The sequence below is a fragment of the Streptomyces sp. MspMP-M5 genome (assembly GCF_000373585.1).
Classification (GTDB): Bacteria; Actinomycetota; Actinomycetes; order Streptomycetales; family Streptomycetaceae; genus Streptomyces.
Window position 1 is genome coordinate 39,754 of the sequence record NZ_KB891898.1, and the last position, 17,409, is coordinate 57,162.

Annotated in this window: 15 protein-coding genes and 1 tRNA gene; 12 read left to right on the forward strand and 4 right to left on the reverse strand. The window is 72.1% G+C overall.

Annotated features, from left to right (window positions below; genetic code table 11):
- Nucleotides 1–61 precede the first annotated feature (61 nt).
- Nucleotides 62–135: transfer RNA gene (locus B073_RS0121755), tRNA-Pro, on the reverse strand.
- 346 nt (nt 136–481) lie between these two features.
- Here B073_RS0121755 and B073_RS0121760 point away from each other — a divergent pair.
- From B073_RS0121760 to B073_RS0121780, 5 genes are all read left to right on the forward strand, one after another.
- Nucleotides 482–1,684, forward strand: a complete 1,203-nt coding sequence (locus B073_RS0121760; protein ID WP_018540199.1) for an argininosuccinate synthase — start codon at nt 482–484, stop codon at nt 1,682–1,684.
- Nucleotides 1,685–1,761: 77 nt separating this feature from the next.
- A complete protein-coding gene (argH, locus tag B073_RS0121765) occupies nt 1,762–3,195 on the forward strand; it encodes an argininosuccinate lyase (protein WP_018540200.1) in 1,434 nt (477 codons plus the stop codon).
- 162 nt (nt 3,196–3,357) lie between these two features.
- Nucleotides 3,358–3,909: a TetR/AcrR family transcriptional regulator gene (locus B073_RS0121770; protein ID WP_018540201.1), complete on the forward strand. Its 552-nt coding sequence runs from the start codon at nt 3,358–3,360 to the stop codon at nt 3,907–3,909.
- Nucleotides 3,906–5,531, forward strand: coding sequence for an MFS transporter (locus B073_RS0121775; protein WP_018540202.1), 1,626 nt, complete (start codon nt 3,906–3,908; stop codon nt 5,529–5,531). Before B073_RS0121770 ends, B073_RS0121775 begins: the two co-directional genes overlap by 4 nt.
- Nucleotides 5,532–5,796: 265 nt before the next feature.
- Complete coding sequence (locus B073_RS0121780) at nt 5,797–7,770, forward strand: bifunctional metallophosphatase/5'-nucleotidase (RefSeq protein ID WP_018540203.1); 1,974 nt, start codon at nt 5,797–5,799, stop codon at nt 7,768–7,770.
- A 91-nt stretch (nt 7,771–7,861) separates the two neighbouring features.
- On the opposite strand, the gene B073_RS0121785 is transcribed toward B073_RS0121780, so the two are convergent.
- Nucleotides 7,862–8,530 (reverse strand): lysophospholipid acyltransferase family protein, encoded by a 669-nt coding sequence (locus B073_RS0121785; RefSeq protein ID WP_026247597.1) that lies wholly within the window; start codon nt 8,528–8,530, stop codon nt 7,862–7,864.
- 316 nt (nt 8,531–8,846) lie between these two features.
- Between B073_RS0121785 and B073_RS0121790 the strand changes: the two genes are divergently transcribed.
- Together B073_RS0121790 and B073_RS0121795 are read left to right on the forward strand one after the other, a co-directional pair.
- Entirely contained in the window at nt 8,847–10,013 is a 1,167-nt protein-coding gene (locus B073_RS0121790) for a glycerophosphodiester phosphodiesterase (protein ID WP_018540205.1), read from the forward strand.
- Nucleotides 10,014–10,242: 229 nt separating this feature from the next.
- A complete protein-coding gene (locus B073_RS0121795; RefSeq protein WP_018540206.1) occupies nt 10,243–10,731 on the forward strand; it encodes a GNAT family N-acetyltransferase in 489 nt (162 codons plus the stop codon).
- A 49-nt stretch (nt 10,732–10,780) separates the two neighbouring features.
- Here B073_RS0121795 and B073_RS0121800 read toward each other — a convergent pair whose 3' ends face one another.
- The gene (locus tag B073_RS0121800) at nt 10,781–11,242 is read right to left on the reverse strand and encodes a hypothetical protein (RefSeq protein WP_018540207.1); all 462 of its coding nucleotides are present in this window, start codon (nt 11,240–11,242) and stop codon (nt 10,781–10,783) included.
- Nucleotides 11,235–11,603: a hypothetical protein gene (locus tag B073_RS0121805; protein WP_018540208.1), complete on the reverse strand. Its 369-nt coding sequence runs from the start codon at nt 11,601–11,603 to the stop codon at nt 11,235–11,237. The genes B073_RS0121800 and B073_RS0121805 overlap by 8 nt, the downstream gene beginning before the upstream one ends.
- 642 nt (nt 11,604–12,245) lie before the next feature.
- Between B073_RS0121805 and B073_RS0121810 the strand changes: the two genes are divergently transcribed.
- The 5 genes from B073_RS0121810 to cbiE all read left to right on the forward strand — a co-directional run bounded on the left by B073_RS0121810 (nt 12,246) and on the right by cbiE (nt 17,232).
- Nucleotides 12,246–13,298: a methionine ABC transporter ATP-binding protein gene (locus B073_RS0121810; RefSeq protein ID WP_018540209.1), complete on the forward strand. Its 1,053-nt coding sequence runs from the start codon at nt 12,246–12,248 to the stop codon at nt 13,296–13,298.
- Complete coding sequence (locus B073_RS0121815) at nt 13,295–14,029, forward strand: methionine ABC transporter permease (protein ID WP_018540210.1); 735 nt, start codon at nt 13,295–13,297, stop codon at nt 14,027–14,029. Before B073_RS0121810 ends, B073_RS0121815 begins: the two co-directional genes overlap by 4 nt.
- 100 nt (nt 14,030–14,129) lie before the next feature.
- Nucleotides 14,130–14,978: a MetQ/NlpA family ABC transporter substrate-binding protein gene (locus B073_RS0121820; RefSeq protein ID WP_026247598.1), complete on the forward strand. Its 849-nt coding sequence runs from the start codon at nt 14,130–14,132 to the stop codon at nt 14,976–14,978.
- Nucleotides 14,979–15,192: 214 nt separating this feature from the next.
- Nucleotides 15,193–15,828: a GNAT family N-acetyltransferase gene (locus B073_RS0121825; protein WP_018540212.1), complete on the forward strand. Its 636-nt coding sequence runs from the start codon at nt 15,193–15,195 to the stop codon at nt 15,826–15,828.
- 174 nt (nt 15,829–16,002) lie between these two features.
- Entirely contained in the window at nt 16,003–17,232 is a 1,230-nt protein-coding gene (gene cbiE, locus B073_RS0121830; protein ID WP_018540213.1) for a precorrin-6y C5,15-methyltransferase (decarboxylating) subunit CbiE, read from the forward strand.
- Nucleotides 17,233–17,409 lie beyond the last annotated feature (177 nt).

The following is a 17,409-nucleotide window of genomic DNA, read 5'->3' on the forward strand; positions in this document are numbered from 1 at the left end:
GCATAGCGAAAAGGCCCGTCGGCCCGGGATTTCTCCCGGACCGACGGGCCTTTCGACACCGTCGGGACGACAGGATTTGAACCTGCGACCCCTTGACCCCCAGTCAAGTGCGCTACCAAGCTGCGCCACGTCCCGGTGCCGCGTTCCGACCGGAGGAGTCCCGGTCGGGGCGTGCAGACAGAAAAATACCCTGTCCCGGCCGATGAATCCAAAGCGGGCCCCTCCCCGGGTGCTGCCGGGCCTCCCGGCGGGCCCGCGACGACCGTCTTTCGACGGACATATGGCGATGAAGCCCCAGAAATTGCAGAAGGCGGAGGGGGCGCACGCGTCGTGCACGAGCGAGGTGCGGCGGGTGCGCGGCCCAGGGCGGGTCTCCGTCCCGGCGGTGTGGCCCGGTCCGGGGCTTTCCGTGTTCGTTGACGAAGCATACGGCCGAGTGCATACTTATGCCTAGCAGCGTATGCATCGTAAGGAGAGACCCATGACCGAGCGTGTCGTACTCGCCTACTCGGGCGGCCTTGACACCTCCGTCTGCATCGGCTGGATAGCCGAGGAGACGGGCGCGGAGGTCATCGCCGTCGCCGTGGACGTCGGCCAGGGGGGCGAGGACCTGGACGTCATCCGCAAGCGCGCGCTCGCCTGCGGTGCCGTGGAGGCCGAGGTTGCCGACGCCAGGGACGAGTTCGCCGAGCAGTACTGCCTCCCGGCGATCAAGGCCAACGCCCTCTACATGGACCGGTATCCGCTGGTCTCCGCACTGTCCCGGCCGGTCATCGTCAAGCACCTGGTCGCCGCGGCAGCCAAGCACGGCGCGACCACGGTCGCCCACGGATGCACCGGCAAGGGGAACGACCAGGTCCGGTTCGAGGCCGGCATCGCCTCCCTCGCCCCCGACCTGACGTGCATCGCCCCCGTCCGCGACTACGCGATGACCCGGGACAGGGCGATCGCCTTCTGCGAGGCGAAGGACCTCCCGATCGCGACCACCAGGAAGTCGCCGTACTCCATCGACCAGAACGTCTTCGGGCGGGCCGTGGAGACCGGCTTCCTGGAGGACATCTGGAACGCGCCGATCGAGGACGTCTACGAGTACACCCAGGACCCCGCCACCCCGCGCGAGCCCGACGAGGTCGTCATCACCTTCGAGGCGGGCGCGCCGGTCGCCCTCGACGGCCGGCCGGTCACCGTCCTGGAGGCCGTCCAGCAGCTCAACGAGCGGGCCGGCGCGCAGGGCGTCGGTCGGATCGACATGGTCGAGGACCGGCTGGTCGGCATCAAGTCCCGCGAGGTGTACGAGGCACCGGGCGCGATCGCCCTGATCACCGCGCACCAGGAGCTGGAGAACGTCACCGTCGAGCGCGAACTGGCCCGCTACAAGCGGCAGGTGGAGCAGCGCTGGGGCGAGCTGGTCTACGACGGCCTGTGGTTCTCGCCGCTCAAGCGGGCCCTGGACGGCTTCCTGGAGGAGGCCAACGCGGCCGTCTCCGGCGACATCCGGATGACGCTGCACGGCGGCCGCGCGGTGGTCACCGGCCGGCGCTCCGAGCAGTCGCTGTACGACTTCGGCCTCGCCACCTACGACACCGGCGACACGTTCGACCAGTCGCAGTCCAAGGGCTTCATCGAACTCTTCGGCATGTCGAGCCGGATCGCCGCGCGGCGCCGCCTGGCCGGCGGAGCCTGACGCGACCCTGGTGCAGTACACCGCAACCCCGCCGGCGGGCAGCCGGCCACCACTCCACCCACCAAGGAGCAGCACAAGTGAGCAACGGCAACACCGGTGACGTCCGGCTCTGGGGCGGACGGTTCGCGGACGGACCGGCCGAGGCGCTGGCGAAGCTGTCGGCCTCGGTGCACTTCGACTGGCGTCTGGCCCCGTACGACATCGCCGGCTCGCGCGCCCACGCCCGCGTGCTCAACAAGGCGGGCCTGCTCACCGAGGACGAGCTGGCGCGGATGCTCGACGGGCTGGACCGGCTCGAACGCGACGTCGCCGCCGGCGAGTTCGTGGGCACCGTCGCCGACGAGGACGTGCACACCGCCCTGGAGCGCGGGCTGCTGGAGCGGCTCGGCCCGGACCTCGGCGGCAAGCTGCGGGCCGGCCGGTCCCGCAACGACCAGGTCGCCACGCTCTTCCGGATGTACCTGCGGGACCACGCCCGGATCATCGGCGGGCTGCTCGCCGACCTCCAGGAGGCGCTGATCGGCCTCGCCGAGGCGCACCCGGACGTCGCCATGCCGGGCCGCACCCACCTCCAGCACGCCCAGCCGGTGCTCTTCGCCCACCATGTGCTCGCCCACGTCCAGGCGCTGTCCCGGAACGCGGAGCGGCTGCGGCAGTGGGACGAGCGGACCGCGGTCTCGCCGTACGGGTCCGGTGCACTGGCCGGCAGCAGCCTCGGCTTGGACCCGGAGGCGGTCGCCGCGGACCTCGGCTTCGAGCGGGGCTCGGCGGGCAACTCCATCGACGGCACGGCCGCACGGGACTTCGCCGCGGAGTTCGCCTTCATCACCGCGATGATCGGGGTCGACCTCTCCCGGATCGCCGAGGAGGTGATCATCTGGAACACCAAGGAGTTCTCCTTCGTGACCCTGCACGACGCCTTCTCCACCGGCTCGTCGATCATGCCGCAGAAGAAGAACCCGGACATCGCGGAGCTGGCGCGGGGCAAGTCCGGGCGGCTGATCGGCAACCTGACGGGCCTGCTGGCGACGCTGAAGGCCCTGCCGCTGGCGTACAACCGCGACCTCCAGGAGGACAAGGAGCCGGTCTTCGACTCCTGCGACCAACTGGAGGTGCTGCTCCCGGCGTTCACCGGGATGATGGCCACCCTGACCGTCAACCGCGCGCGCATGGAGGAGCTGGCGCCGGCCGGCTTCTCGCTCGCCACCGACATCGCCGAGTGGCTGGTCAAGCAGGGTGTGCCGTTCCGGGTGGCGCACGAGGTGGCCGGTGAGTGCGTCAAGGAGTGCGAGGCGCACGGCATCGAGCTGGACGAGCTCACCGACGAGCAGTTCGCCAAGATCTCCCCGCATCTGACGCCCGAGGTCCGCGGGGTCCTCGACGTCCCCGGCGCGCTCGCCGCGCGCGACGGCCGCGGCGGCACCGCGCCCTCGGCGGTGGCGGTGCAGCTCGCCGAGGTGCGGGCGGACCTGGTGCGGCAGCAGGAGTGGGCCGCGGCGAAGCAGCAGTGACGGCGGCCGGCCGGCGCGGGGCGCGCCGGCCCGGCGAGGGCGGTCTCCAGCCGATCGGATGGGGGCCGCCCTTTTCCCGTTCCCGGTGGACTGTTCCCGTCGGACCGTGCCCGCCGAAAAAATGGTGAGACGTTTGTGTCTCATTCGGGTACCATGTGTCTCATGGCCGTGGACCGAGAACATGTACTCACCGAAGCCGCCGCACTGCTTTCCCGCCGCGCGACGACGTCGATGGACGAGATCGCCCGCGCCGCGGGCATCAGCCGGGCGACCCTGCACCGGCACTTCGCCGGCCGCGACGCGCTGATCCGCGCCCTGGAGGAGCACGGCATCGAGCGGTTCGCCCGGGCCATGGACGCCGCCCGGCTCGACGAGGGGGACGCCGCCGGGGCGCTGCGCCGGCTGGTCCGCGAGGCCGAGCCGGTCGCCGGCGTGCTGGCCTTCCTCTTCACCGAGAACCAGCTCTTCGAGCCCGGCCCGGTCAACGCCGGCTGGGCCCGGCTCGACGCCCGGCTCGCCGCACTGTTCCGCCGCGGGCAGGAGGACGGCGACTTCCGGGTCGACCTCAGCTCGGCCTGGCTGACCGAGGCGTTCTACGGCCTCCTCGGCGCCGGCGCCTGGGCGGTGCACGAGGGCCGCCTCGCACGCGGCGACCTCGACCACTCGATCGCCGAGCTGCTGCTCGGCGGCATCCGACGGAGCATGGAGAAATGAGCGATCCCATAGCCGCAGGGCGGGCCGGTTCGGCCCATGTGGACGAACAGCCCCGACCGGGCCGCTGGCTGGCGCTCTCGGTCCTCGTCCTGGCGGTCCTGCTGGTCGGCGTCGACGCCACCGTCCTCGGGCTCGCCACCCCGTTCCTGAGCGAGGATCTGCGGCCGTCCGGCACCCAGTTGCTCTGGATCGGCGACGTCTACTCCTTCGTCATCGCCGGCCTGCTGGTCTCCATGGGCAGCCTCGGCGACCGGATCGGCCGGAAGAAGCTGCTGCTGATCGGCTCGGTGGCGTTCGGCGCGCTGTCGGTGCTCGCGGCCTACGCGAGCACCCCGGAGATGATGATCGCCGCCCGGGCGCTGCAGGGCGTGGCCGGTGCGACGCTGATGCCGTCCACGCTCGCACTGATCCGCAACCTCTTCCACGACCCCAAGGAACGCAGCCTGGCGGTCGGCATCTGGGGCGCCATGGCCTCGGCCGGTACGGCGGTCGGGCCGGTCCTGGGCGGCTTCCTGCTCGGCCACTTCTGGTGGGGCTCGGTCTTCCTGATCAACCTTCCGGTGATGGCGCTGCTGGTCGTCGTCGGCGCCAAGGTGATCCCGGAGTCCCGCAACCCGGACCCGGGCCCGTGGGACGTCCCCAGCGTCCTGCTGTCGCTGGTGGGCATCGTCGGTGTCGTCTACGCCGTCAAGGAGGCGGCGGTGCACGGCTTCCGCTGGGACATCGGCCCGGCCGCCGTCATCGGCGTGCTCGCCCTGCTGCTGTTCGTCCGCCGCCAGCTCACCCTCGACTCGCCGCTGCTGAACATGAAGCTCTTCCAGCACCGGGGCTTCTCCGGCGCGGTCCTGGCCGACCTGCTGACCATCCTCGGGCTGTCCGGACTGGTCTTCTTCCTCTCGCAGTTCCTCCAGATGGTGCAGATGCGCTCGCCGTTCAACGCCGGGCTGGTCGAACTCCCGGCCGCGGTCGGCGCGGTGGGCGCCGGCCTGGCCGCCGGCTGGGTGGCCCGGCGGCTGTCGGTACGGCTGGTGGTGGCCGGCGGCCTCGCGGTGGTCGGCCTCTCGCTCGCCGGCTGCACGATCCTGCACGGCGACACCGGCACCCTCGCGCTGTGCAGCATCCTCTTCGTCGTGGGCGTCGGCGCCGGCTTCGCCTTCACGGTCACCGCCGACGTCATCCTCTCCAGCGTGCCCAAGGAGGAGGCCGGCGCCGCCTCCGCGGTCTCCGAGACCGCCTACGAACTCGGCGCCGCGCTCGGCATCGCCCTGCTGGGCTCCATCGTCACCAGCATCTACCAGGGCTTCGCCACCCCCGCGGGAGTGCCCGGGGCCGCCGCCGACGCCGCCCGCGCCTCGCTCGGGGGCGCCGTGGACGCCGCCGCCCGCCTCCCCGCCGAGCAGAGCGCCGCGCTGCTGAAGGCCGCTCAGGACTCCTTCGTCAGCGGCGTGGACACCGCGGCCGGCGTGGGCGCGGTGGTGCTGCTGGGCGCCGCGGTGGCCGCGTGGTTCCTGCTGCGCGGCCAGGAGCTGGCCGACAGCGCACCGCCGCGGCCCGCGGCGGACACCGTGGTCGCACCGGTGGCCGGCTCCGGCTCCGGCGGCGGTCCGGCCGAGCCCCGGTGACGGCGCCGCCGCTCCCGCCCGGGCACCCGTAAGGGCCCACCCGGCACACGAACGAGGGACACCACCCCGCCCCGTGCCCCCGCCCAGGCGTGTCCCGTGGATCGCGACCGCGCGCACCGGCCATGATCCACAGGACACGCCCCTGGGGGCGACTGTCCGCTGCCGTTCACGCCCGGTACGCGTCGTGGTGGCCGGTTGTCCCGCGCGGCTCGTTTGACTCTCCCGTCGTCCCCCCAACGGTCGGACCCGCTCAGGAGAGTGACGAGTGCGCGACATCGGACGACGGTCCTTCGTAACCGCCGCGGGGGCGATGGCCACCGCCAGCGCGATCGGCAGCAACGCCTACGCCACCGGCCACGCCCGCGACGCCGCAACGGCCGACGAGTACGTCGACGTCCAGCTGCTCAACATCACCGATCTGCACGGCTATCTGCAGGGCGCCCCCGGCGCCAACTCCGTCATCACCGGCGCCGGCGGCAAGCGCTACACCGTCGGCGGCGTCGCCTACATGGCCGCCCACCTGGAGCGGCTGCGCGCCGGGCGGCGCAACTCCCTCTTCTTCGCCCCCGGCGACCTCTTCTCCGGCTGGGAGTTCGACGCCGCCGCCTTCGCCGACGAGCCGACCATCGAGGCCCTCAACGCGCTGGGCCTGGACTTCGCCTCGGCCGGCAACCACGAGTTCGACAAGTCGGCGGTCTTCCTCCGCGAGCACATGGAACGCGGCCGGCCGTTCCCGGAGGCCGGCCGGGACGACTCCTTCACCGACTCCACCGGCCACCGCTTCCGCGGCGCGAACTTCCCCTACTACAGCGCCAACATGGTCTGGCACGACACCGGCCGACGGCTGCTGCCGCCCTACAACATCGTGCACGTGGACGCCGGCCACGGCCGCCGGCTGCCGATCGGCTTCATCCATCTGACCGCCATCGGCACCGAGTCCTTCCCCGGCTCCTACCAGCCCGGACTGCGCACCCTGGACGAACTGGAGACCGCCAACCGCTGCGCGGCCGCCCTCAAGAAGCGGGGCGTCAACGCGATCGTCCTCAGCATGCACGACGGCGCGGTCGCCGGCGGCGACTTCCAGAGCGGCAGCAACCCCTCCGGCCCGGCCTACGAACTGGCGCTGCGGGTCTCGCCCGACATCGACGCCATCGTCACCGGCCACTGGCACTGCGCCTTCACCATGATGCTGCCCGACCCCAAGGGCGAGCCCCGCCCGTTCGTCGAGGCCGGCTGCTACGGCCAGATCATCAACGAGATCAACCTGCGGCTGGACCCGTCCACCGGCAAGGTCGTCCGCGCCCTGACCACCTCCGTCAACCACCCCAACACCCGTGACGTGACGCCCGATCCGGAGCTGAAGTCGATCGCCGACTACTGGGCCGGCTACGGCGCCCGCCGCGCCCGCACCCGCATCGGCACCCAGACCGCCTCCTTCACCCGCCGCCGCAACGCGCTGGGTGAGTCCACCATGGGCAACCTCGTCGCCGACTGGGCGCTGTGGGCGGGCGGCCGGCCGCCCGGCCCGATGGACGACCCCGTCGGGCACCGCAACGACGACCCCGCCGAACTCGCCGTCATCGCGCTGGCCCCGCGGGTCGGCGCCGCGATCATCGCCGGCGACCTGGTACGTGACGAGGCGTCAGACGGGGTGGTCACCTTCGGGCAGGCGTGGAGCGCGGTCGGCTACGGCGACCCGATCATGACCGTCACAGTCACCGGCCGGCAGATCCACGACGCCCTGGAACAGCAATGGGCCCCCACCGCCGGCGGCGGCATCTCCTTCTCCCCGCTGGCCGTCTCCGGCAACGTCCGCTACACCTTCGACGCCTCCGGCCCGGCCGGGCACCGCATCGACCCCGACGAGATCCTCATCGACGGCGAGGCGCTCGACGTCTCCCGCCGCTACCGCCTCGCCGCGCCCTCGTACACCCTCATCAACCAGGACGGGTTCAGCGCCTTCACCGGCTTCACCGAACCCGTCCGGCACACCCGCGACTTCGAGAGCTTCATCGCCTACATCCGCACCAGACGGCGGCTCTCCCCGACCGGACTCGACCGCGTCACGGTCCGCAACGGCCACCTGCCCGGCGCCCGCGTCGGCTCCGTCGCCGAGCACCAGCAGCTCCTCCAGCTCGACGCGACCCTGGTGCCGCGCCCGGAGGTCGCCCTGCGCACCGCGCTGACCGGCGACGCCGAGGGCCAGCGCGCACCCGGCGGCTTCCAGGTGCCCTGCTGACCGCCCGGTAGCGCCTGGCGTCCGCCGGGCCGCAACGACGAGGGGCCCCGTCCGACTTGCGAACGAGGCCTCTCGCCATGTGCGGGGAGGGTCAGGCGGCGCGGGCCTTGGTGGCGTAGACGTCCACGTACTCCTGGCCGGACAGCTCCATGACGTCGCTCATCACCTCGTCGGTGACCGCCCGCAGGACGTAGCGGTCCCGGTCCATGCCCTCGTACCGCGAGAAGTCCAGCGGCGCACCGAACCGCACGGTCACCGGGGCGAGACGCGGGCGGCCCTTGCCGCCGGGCTGCACCTTGTCCGTGCCGATCATGGCGAACGGGACGACCGGGGCGCCGGTCATCAGCGCGAGGCGGGCGACACCGGTCCGGCCGCGGTACAGGCGGCCGTCGGGGGAGCGGGTGCCCTCCGGGTAGATGCCGAAGGCGTGGCCCTCGTCCAGGATTCGCCGGCCGGTCATCAGCGCCGCCACCCCGCCGTGCCCGCCGTCGCGGTCCACCGGGACCATTCCGGCGGTGGTGAAGAACCAGGCCATCAGCCGGCCCTTGATCCCCTTGCCGGTGACGTACTCGTCCTTGCCGATGAAGAACACCGGGCGCTTGACCACCAGGCTCAGGAAGATCGAGTCGATGAAGGTGACGTGGTTGCCGGCCATGATGACCGGGCCGGTCTCCGGAATCCGCTCGATGCCCTCGACCTTCGGGCGGAACAGGACGCGCATCAGAAGTCCGAGGATCGCCTTCAGCACAATGCGGGACAACAGGCCCTCCGGGTCGTGGTGGTCAGGTTCAGGGCGGCGCAGCGCTCTGCAGCCCAGGACCATACTCGCGGGTCACTCCGGCGCGCACATCGGGTTCACCGGGCCGATACGCAGAGTTGACATGCGTTACTTCCATGTTCCGCACGGTATCCCTGCACGTCTCGCCGACATCACCCGTCCGTGCTTACGATCAGTGCCGTCCCGGGAGAGGTGGGCACACGCCTCGCGGGACACCTTGATACACCGGAACGTCCCGGAACGCCCGGAACATCACCGGGCCGACCGGGGCACACGACGCAGAACGAGGAGCGCGGGCATGGAGAAGCGGCACGAGCCGGGACGGCGGACGGTACTGGGAGCCGCGGCCCTGGGCGGAGCGGCGGTACTGGCCGGCGCGGGAGAGGCACAGGCGGCCGCCCCGGCGGGCCGGACGAAGCGGCCGGCACCCGCCGGGCGGCCGGAGAAGCTGCCGGTCCCGCTGGTCGTCGGCCACCGGGGCGCCAGCGGCTACCGTCCCGAACACACCCTGGGCTCCTACGAACTGGCCCTCGCGATGGGCGCGGACGTCATCGAGGCCGGTGACCTCGTCCCCACCAAGGACGGGCACCTGATCCTGCGCCACGAGCCCGACATCAGCGGCACCACCGACGTCGCGCAGCACCCGGAGTTCGCCGGCCGCCGGACGACCAAGACCATCGACGGCAAGAAGATCACCGGCTGGTTCACCGAGGACTTCACGCTCGCCGAGATCAAGACGCTGCGCGCCAAGGAGCGCATACCGGACGTGCGCCAGCACAACACCCTCTACAACGGCGTCTGGCCCGTCCTCACCTTCGAAGAGGCCCTGCAGTGGGCCGAGAAGAAGGGGCGCGAGCGCGGCCGCCCGGTCTGGCTGCACATCGAGACCAAGCACCCCACCTACTTCCGCAAGCTGGGCCTGGGCCTGGAGGAGCGGCTCGCCAAGCTGCTGCGCCGCTACGGCCGGCACACCGCGCACGCCCCGAACTTCCTGCAGTCCTTCGAGCCCAGCAGCCTCAAGCGGCTCGGCGAACTGGGCGTGCAGTGCCCGAAGGTCGTCCTGCTCGACGAGCCGTCCGTCCGGCCCGCGGACTTCGTCGAGGCCGGCGACCCGCGCACCACCGCCGACCTGCTCAAGCCCGAGGGACTGAAGTGGATCGCCGGCCTCGCCCAGGGCATCGGCCCCTGGCTGCCGCAGATCATCGCGCAGGACGCCAAGGGCAAGCTCGGCAAGCCCACCACCCTGGTCCGCGACGCGCACGCCGCCGGTCTGGTCGTCCACCCGTACACCGTGCGGAACGAGAACAGCTTCCTGCCGCTGGACTTCCAGGTCGGCAAGAACCCGGGCGACTACGGCAACTCGCTCGCGTACTTCAAGGCGCTCTTCGCCACCGGCATCGACGGCCTGTTCTCCGACAACCCGGACACCGCGGTGCTGGCCGCACAGGAGTTCCGCCGGCACTGACGCCGCGCCTTACGGACCGGCGCCCGGCCACCCGCCCCCGTACTCATCCGAGTTGGGAATGTCACAGGGGAGCTTGGCGCCGGTCCGTTCCGCTTGTCCCCTATGCCCCCGCAGAATGCCTCCGGCGGAGATTGCCGCTGCCGTATACCGGGGAGTCCGGAAGCGGACAGCGAACCGCAGCGCACTTTGAACGCAGCGCACATGGAACCGAATGGGGAGGCGGACAGGCATGGGCACGAGCGTGACCATCTCGACGGCGACCGACGACGAGGCCGAGCAGATCCTCAAACTCCAGTACCTCTGCTACCAGACCGAGGCCGCGCTCTACGACGACTACGGCATCGAGCCGCTGACCCAGACCCTGGACTCGCTGCGCGCCGAACTCGCCGAGGGCTGCGTCATGGTGGCCAGACTCGGCCGGGAGGTCGTCGGCTCGGTGCGCGGCACCGTCGACGCCGACGGCACGGCGAAGATCGGCAAGCTGATCGTGCACCCCCGGCTCCAGCGGCACGGGCTCGGCGGGCGGCTGCTGGCCGCCGTCGAGCAGCGGCTGGCCCAGGAGCGTTCCGCCACCCGCTACCGCCTCTTCACCGGCGACCGCAGCGAGGGCACCCTCCGGCTCTACCGCAGCCACGGCTACGCCCCCGTCGGCACCGAGCAGCTGACCCGCCGGCTCAACCTGGTCACACTGGAGAAGGAGCTGACCCCCGCCTCATGACAGCGGACCGGGCCCGCGCACAGGGCGGGCCCGGATCTTTCCCCGTGCCCTACGCCGCCGCCGTGCGGTTCCGGCGCAGCCACAGCAGCCCGGTGACCGGCAGCGCGATCGGGATGAAGAGGTACTCCATGCCGAAGTACGACCAGACCGTGGAGTCCGCGAACGCCGCCGGGTCCACCACCGTCCAGGCACCGATGCCGATCACCCCGAGCAGCTCCAGCGCACAGCAGACCACCGCCGCCCGCCGGGCCCCCTCGCCGCCGCGCACCAGCGAGACCGTGATGAAGCCGTAGACCAGCGCGGAGACCGCCGACAGCAGGTACGCCAGCGGGGCGCGGTCGAACTGGGCGATCAGCTGGTAGAGCGAGCGGGACGCGGCGGCCACGGTGAACACGCCGTAGACGGTGACCAGCAGCCGCCCCGGGCCCGCGCCCAGCCTCGTGGTCGGATCCCGGTCGACGGTCGCCTCGGCGGCACCGGCCGCCGAGGACTTCGGGGCAGTCTCAGGCACTGCCGCCTCCCCAGATGTCGAAGAGCCGTACTTCCAGAACGGCCAGCACCACGGAGCCCGCGGCGACGGTGGCCGAACCCCACCGGGTCCGCTCGGAGAGCGACATGAACCCGGTCGCCGGGACGCACGCGGCCGCCCCGAGCAGATACGCCAGGAACAGCGCGGTCCCCTTGTCCGGGGACTGCCCGCGCGCCAACTGCACGAACGCGACGACCAGTTGGACCACGGCCAGCAGGGACACCACGGCCATGCCGATGAAGTGCCAGTCCTTGGTGGGCTCGTTGCGGTACGCGGCGAAGCCGCACCAGGCGGCCAGCGCGAGAGCGGCCACGCCGACCGCGAGCGTCAGCGCATCGATCACCGCGGCCTCCGGGCGGGGCGGCGGCCGCGCGCCGTGGGGTTGTGGGGCATGGGCCCGATGCTAATCGGCGCCGGGCCGGCCACCGCGCCCGGCCCCGCCGTCGCCCGGCGGCCGTGGTGTTGGCCACAGCCGCCCCGCGCCGGTGCGCCCCACCCGTCGCCGCGCCGGTGCCCCGCCGACGGCATCGGCGCAGGCCACGCCCGCCCGGCCGGGATCATCCGGCCCGGCGGCCCGCGGTCCATGGGGCGGGCGGCGCTGTCCGGTATGCGGACAGGCTTGATCGGGCCATACCGCTGTCTGGTTTACTGACCGCCATGACCACGACGAGCCGCCGCACCCCCGCGACCGAGGCGTTCACCGCGCCCGGTGCTCGTCGCATGTGTCGAATGTGTGACCGCTGAGGGCCCCCGCCTGTGCCTCGCGCCCCGAAGCGAGACCCTTCCCCCAAGCTCTGATGGAGCCGGGGGACCCCCTCATGAGCCGAACGCCGCCCCCCGGCGCCCCCGGCCGCCCCGCGTCACCGGAACCCGGAGCCGGGCCCCGCGCCCACCGCGGCTCCCCGTTTCCCCCCTGCCGCACTCGCCAGCATGCCCCGTGCCCGGTGGGCCAGCCACCGAGCACTCGACAGTGACGGAATTCCCTGTGATCACCACAACGGGCCTGACCAAGGTCTACCGGTCGGGAGGCCGCGAGGTCACCGCCCTGGACGGCGTCGATCTGCACGTCCGAGAGGGCGAGGTGTACGGCGTCATCGGCCAGAGCGGCGCCGGCAAGTCCACCCTCATCCGCTGCCTCAACCTCCTGGAGCGCCCCACCTCCGGCACGGTCACCGTGGCCGGCCAGGACCTCACCGCCCTCGGCGGACGGGGACTGCGCGCGGGCGCCGCCCTGCGCGCCGCCCGCAGCCACATCGGCATGGTCTTCCAGCACTTCAACCTGCTGTCCTCGCGCACCGTCCAGGACAACGTCGAACTGCCGCTGGAGATCCTCAAGGTGGGCCGCGGCGACCGCGCCCGCAAGGCGCTGGAGCTGCTGGACCTGGTCGGCCTCGCCGACAAGGCCACGGCGTACCCCGCCCAGCTCTCCGGCGGCCAGAAGCAGCGCGTCGGCATCGCCCGCGCCCTGGCCGGCGACCCCAAGGTGCTCCTCTCCGACGAGGCCACCAGCGCCCTCGACCCCGAGACCACCCGCTCCATCCTCCAGCTGCTGCGCGACCTCAACCGGCAGCTCGGCCTGACCGTCGTCCTCATCACGCACGAGATGGACGTCGTCAAGACCATCTGCGACTCCGCCGCGCTGATGAAGGGCGGCCGGGTCGTCGAACAGGGCACCGTCGCCGAACTCCTCGCCACCCCCGGCTCCGAGCTGGCCCGCGAGCTGTTCCCGGTCGGCGGCGAGCCCTCCGCCGAGGACCGCACCGTCGTCGACGTCACCTTCCACGGCGCGGCCGCCACCCGCCCGGTGATCTCCGAGCTGGCCCGCACCTACAACGTCGACATCTCCATCCTCGGCGCCGCCATGGACACCGTCGGCGGCAAGCAGGTCGGCCGGATGCGGATCGAACTGCCCGGCCGCTTCGAGGACAACGTCGTCCCCATCGGCTTCCTGCGCGAGCAGGGCCTCCAGGTGGATGTCGTCGGCGAGGACACCGTCCCGGCGACCGCCGCCCCGCTCCGGAAGGAAGGTGCCCAGTGAGCTGGCACGACATGCAGCCGCTGCTCTCCGACGCCACCCTCGACACCCTCTTCATGGTGTGGTGGTCCACGTTCTACGCGGTCCTCGTCGGCATCCCGGTCGGCGTCCTGCTGCACCTGACCGACCGCGGCGCCATGCTCCAGAACGTCGCGGTGAACAAGGTCCTCGGCGCGATCGCGAACATCGGGCGGTCCTTCCCGTTCCTGATCCTGATCGTGGTGCTGATGCCGCTGACCCGCCTCCTCGTCGGCGTCGCCATCGGCCCGACCGGCGCGGTGGTCCCGCTCACCATCGCGGCCATCCCGTTCTTCGCCCGCCTCGTGGAGGCCGCGCTGCGCGAGGTCGACCACGGCCTGGTCGAGGCGGCGCAGGCGATGGGCGGCGGCACCTGGACCGTCATCTTCAAGGTGCTGCTCCCGCAGGCGCTGCCCGCGCTGGTCGCCGCCGTCACCACCACCGTCATCACGCTGATCGGCTACTCGGCGATCGCCGGCGCGGTCGGCGGCGGCGGGCTGGGCGCCCTCGCCTACAACTACGGCTATCTCCGGTACGAGACCTCGCTCATGATCATCACCGTGGTCGAGCTGATCGTCATCGTCACCGTCGCCCAGCTCCTGGGCGATCTGATCGTCCGCCGGCTCGCCCGCCGCGGCGCCCGCGCCTCCTCCCTGCGGGTCGGCCTGCGCCGGGCCCGCACCGAGGAGCCGGCCCCGGTCACCGAGGCCGCCTGACCCCACCAGCCACCGGCGTCCCCCGCACCCCGGAAGCCCGGACCCTTTGCCGGGCGCAGCCCACACGGAACCCCGTGTGCACAGGAAAGAGGCACTCTTCGTGCGTAACACCCTCAAGATCACCGTGGCCGTAGCCGCCGCCTTTGCCGTCGCCCTCGGCGCGAGCGCGTGCAGCGCCCCCTCCGACACCTCCGCGAGCAGCGACAAGAACGCCCCGCTCGTCATCGCCGCGAGCCCCACCCCGCACGCCACGATCCTCGACTACGTCAAGGAGAAGCTGGCGCCGCAGGTGGGCCTCAAGCTGGTCGTGAAGACGTTCAACGACTACAAGCTGCCCAACAAGGTCACCGACGACGGCGAGGTCGACGCCAACTTCTTCCAGCACAAGCCGTTCCTGGACACCTACAACAAGGAGAACGGCACCCACGTCGTCCCGGTCGTCAACGTCGAGATCGAGCCGCTGGGCGTCTACTCCAAGAAGATCCACAAGCTCTCCGAGCTCAAGCCCGGCTCCACCGTCTCGGTCCCCAACGACCCGTCCAACGAGGGCCGCGCGCTCAAGCTGCTCGCCGACAACGGCGTCATCACCCTCAAGCCGGGCGTGGGTTCCGACGCCACGCTGACCGACGTCACGGACAAGAAGGGCATCAAGATCACCGAGCTGGAGGCCGCCCAGACCGCGCCCCACCTCACCGACGTCGACGCCGCCGTCATCAACGGCAACTTCGCCGTCGGCGCCAAGCTCAAGCCCTCCACCGACGCGCTGGCCCTGGAGAAGGCGCAGGGCAACCCCTACGCCAACTTCCTCGCCGTCAAGCAGGGCAAGGAGAACGACCCGCGGATCAAGAAGCTCGCCAAGCTCCTCAACTCCGACGAGGTCAAGAAGTTCATCGAGAACACCTACAAGGACGGCTCGGTCATCGCGGCCTTCGGCCCGGTCAAGAGCTGACGCCCCGCCGCCCGGCCCCTTTCGCGGGCGGGCGGGCCCGGACCCGGGCCCCGGTCGCGCCCACCCGCGCGGCCGGGGCCCGGGCGCGTGGCACGCCCCTGCGCCGATGCTGCATGCTGGTGCATTCAAGACGGTCAGGACCGTTCCCGGCCTCGCGGCGCAGACGGCCCGCGACGCCCCGGAGCACCCCAGTCAACGGCGTTGGAGCATCGGCATGACATCCACCTTTCCGGACATCTCCCTCAGCACGGACCGGTTGGTGCTGCGCCCGCTCGACGAGGACGACATCCCCGCCCTGGCCGCGATGATGAACGACGAACTGGTCGCCGCCTGGACCGCGGTGCCCCAGCCCTACACCGAGGACGCCGCCCGCCACTGGATCACCCGTCACGCGCCCACCGAACGCATCGCGGGACGCGGCCTCGACCTCGCGGTCACCGAGTTCCTCACCCAGCGCCTGGTCGGCATCGTCCAGCTCGGCAACACCGACTGGCGGGTCCGCTCCACCGAGATCTCCTACATCGTCGCCTGCTGGGCCCGCGGCGAGGGCTACGCCTCCGAGGCGGCCCTGGCCACCGCCCGCTGGCTCTTCGAGGACCAGAAGTTCGAGCGCCTGGAACTGCGCACCGCCGCCGGCAACACCGCCTCCCAGCAGGTCGCCCAGAAGATCGGCTGCATCAGCGAGGGAGTGCTGCGCAACGCCTGCATAGCCCGGACCCGCGCGGACGACGGCACCTGGACCGACCTCCGCACGGACCAGATCGTCTGGAGCCTGCTCCCCGAGGACCTCGACGGACTCCCCGGCCAGACGGCCGGCGCGACCGGTTTCGCCTACCCCGAGTGGAACTGACCACCAGCGCACCTCCCGTCCGCGGCCGCCGGGGTACCCTCGGCCTGCCGGACGCCGCCCGGGACCGCCCCGACCAGCGCGGACCGGCACCCCGCAGCACCCCCGGACGGCGGGCCACCGCACCCCCCGACCGCCCCCGGAACCGCACCTTCCCCCCCCAGGAGACTGACGAGTATGGCCGACCGGGTCACGGTGATCGGATGGGACGGCTCTCCGCTGACCGCCGCCGCCCGCTCCGCCCTCGGCGCCGCGACCCTCGTCGCCGGCGCCGCCCACCACCTCGCACTGCCCGAGGTCCCGCCGGCCGCCGAACGCATCCGGCTCGGCAGCCTCGCCCTGGCCGCCCGCCGGATCGCCCAGCACCGCGGCACCGCCGTCGTCCTCGCCGACGGCGACCCCGGCTTCTTCGGCGTCGTCCGCACCCTGCGCGCCCCCGAACACGGCCTGGAGGTCGAGGTGGTGCCGGCCGTCTCCTCCGTCGCCGCCGCCTTCGCCCGGGCCGGCATGCCCTGGGACGACGCCCAGGTCGTCGTCGCCCACAGCCGCGACCTGCGCCGCGCGGTCAACGTCTGCCGCGCCCACCCCAAGGTCGCGGTGCTCACCTCGCCCGGCGCCGGACCCGCCGAACTCGCCCTCCTCCTCGAAGGCGTGCACCGCACCTTCGTCATCTGCGAGGACCTCGGCACCGAACGGGAGCGGGTGACGGTCCTCACATCCGACAAGGTCGCCGACCACGTCTGGCGCGACCCCAACGTCGTCATCGTCGTGGGCGGTTCGCCGTCCGGAGCCGCCGCCCAGGGCACCGGCTGGATCGCCGGAACCCCCGGCAACGCCGCCGGCCACCCGACGGGCCCGCGCGGCTGGGGACTTCCGAACCGCGCCTACGGCGGCGCGCTCGGCGAGGGCGAGTCCGTCCAGCTGCGCACCGCCCAACTCGCCCGCCTCGGGCCGCGGGTGGGCGACCTGGTCTGGGACATCGGGTCGGGCAGCGGCGCGGCCGCGGTCGAGACCGCGCGGTTCGGCGCCGCGGTCATCGCGGTCGACGCCGACGCCGACGCCTGCGACCGCGCCGCCGCCCTGGCCCGCCGGCACGGCGTCCAACTCCAGTCCGTGCACGGCCGCGCGCCACAGATCCTGGAGGACCTCCCGGAGCCCGACGTGGTGCGCATCGGCGCCGGGGGAGCGGACGTGGTCACCGCCTGCGCGGCCCGCCGCCCCGAACGGATCGTCACCCACGCCGCGACCCGCGACGAGGCCGAGACGCTCGGCCGCGCACTCGCCGACGGCGGCTACGAAGTCGAGTGCGCACTGCTGCAGTCCGTGGAACTCGACACTTCCGCTTGGGTCGAACGTGAACGCTCTGTGGTCTTTTTGCTGAGCGGCTATCGCGTTCCTCACCCGTGACCAGGAAGGCCGCCCGCGCGGGGTAGGCTGGCGGATCGTTGCGCCGCCGTTCCGCGTTCGGCTTCGTACACCAATATCCGGAAATTGCCGTGGTTTTGGACGAAAATGAAGCACTTGAGTGCGGACGTGCCGGGAGGCGTGCTCGCTCGTTCTCGCTATCGGGGCGTCGGTGCGCAC

Coding starts and splice junctions, on each gene's coding strand:
- B073_RS0121775 (WP_018540202.1), top strand. CDS start 3,906: ATGAGCGATCCCATAGCCGCAGGGCGGGCCGGTTCGGCCCATGTGGAC.
- B073_RS0121760 (WP_018540199.1), top strand. CDS start 482: ATGACCGAGCGTGTCGTACTCGCCTACTCGGGCGGCCTTGACACCTCC.
- cbiE (WP_018540213.1), top strand. CDS start 16,003: ATGGCCGACCGGGTCACGGTGATCGGATGGGACGGCTCTCCGCTGACC.
- B073_RS0121795 (WP_018540206.1), top strand. CDS start 10,243: ATGGGCACGAGCGTGACCATCTCGACGGCGACCGACGACGAGGCCGAG.
- B073_RS0121770 (WP_018540201.1), top strand. CDS start 3,358: ATGGCCGTGGACCGAGAACATGTACTCACCGAAGCCGCCGCACTGCTT.
- B073_RS0121825 (WP_018540212.1), top strand. CDS start 15,193: ATGACATCCACCTTTCCGGACATCTCCCTCAGCACGGACCGGTTGGTG.
- B073_RS0121790 (WP_018540205.1), top strand. CDS start 8,847: ATGGAGAAGCGGCACGAGCCGGGACGGCGGACGGTACTGGGAGCCGCG.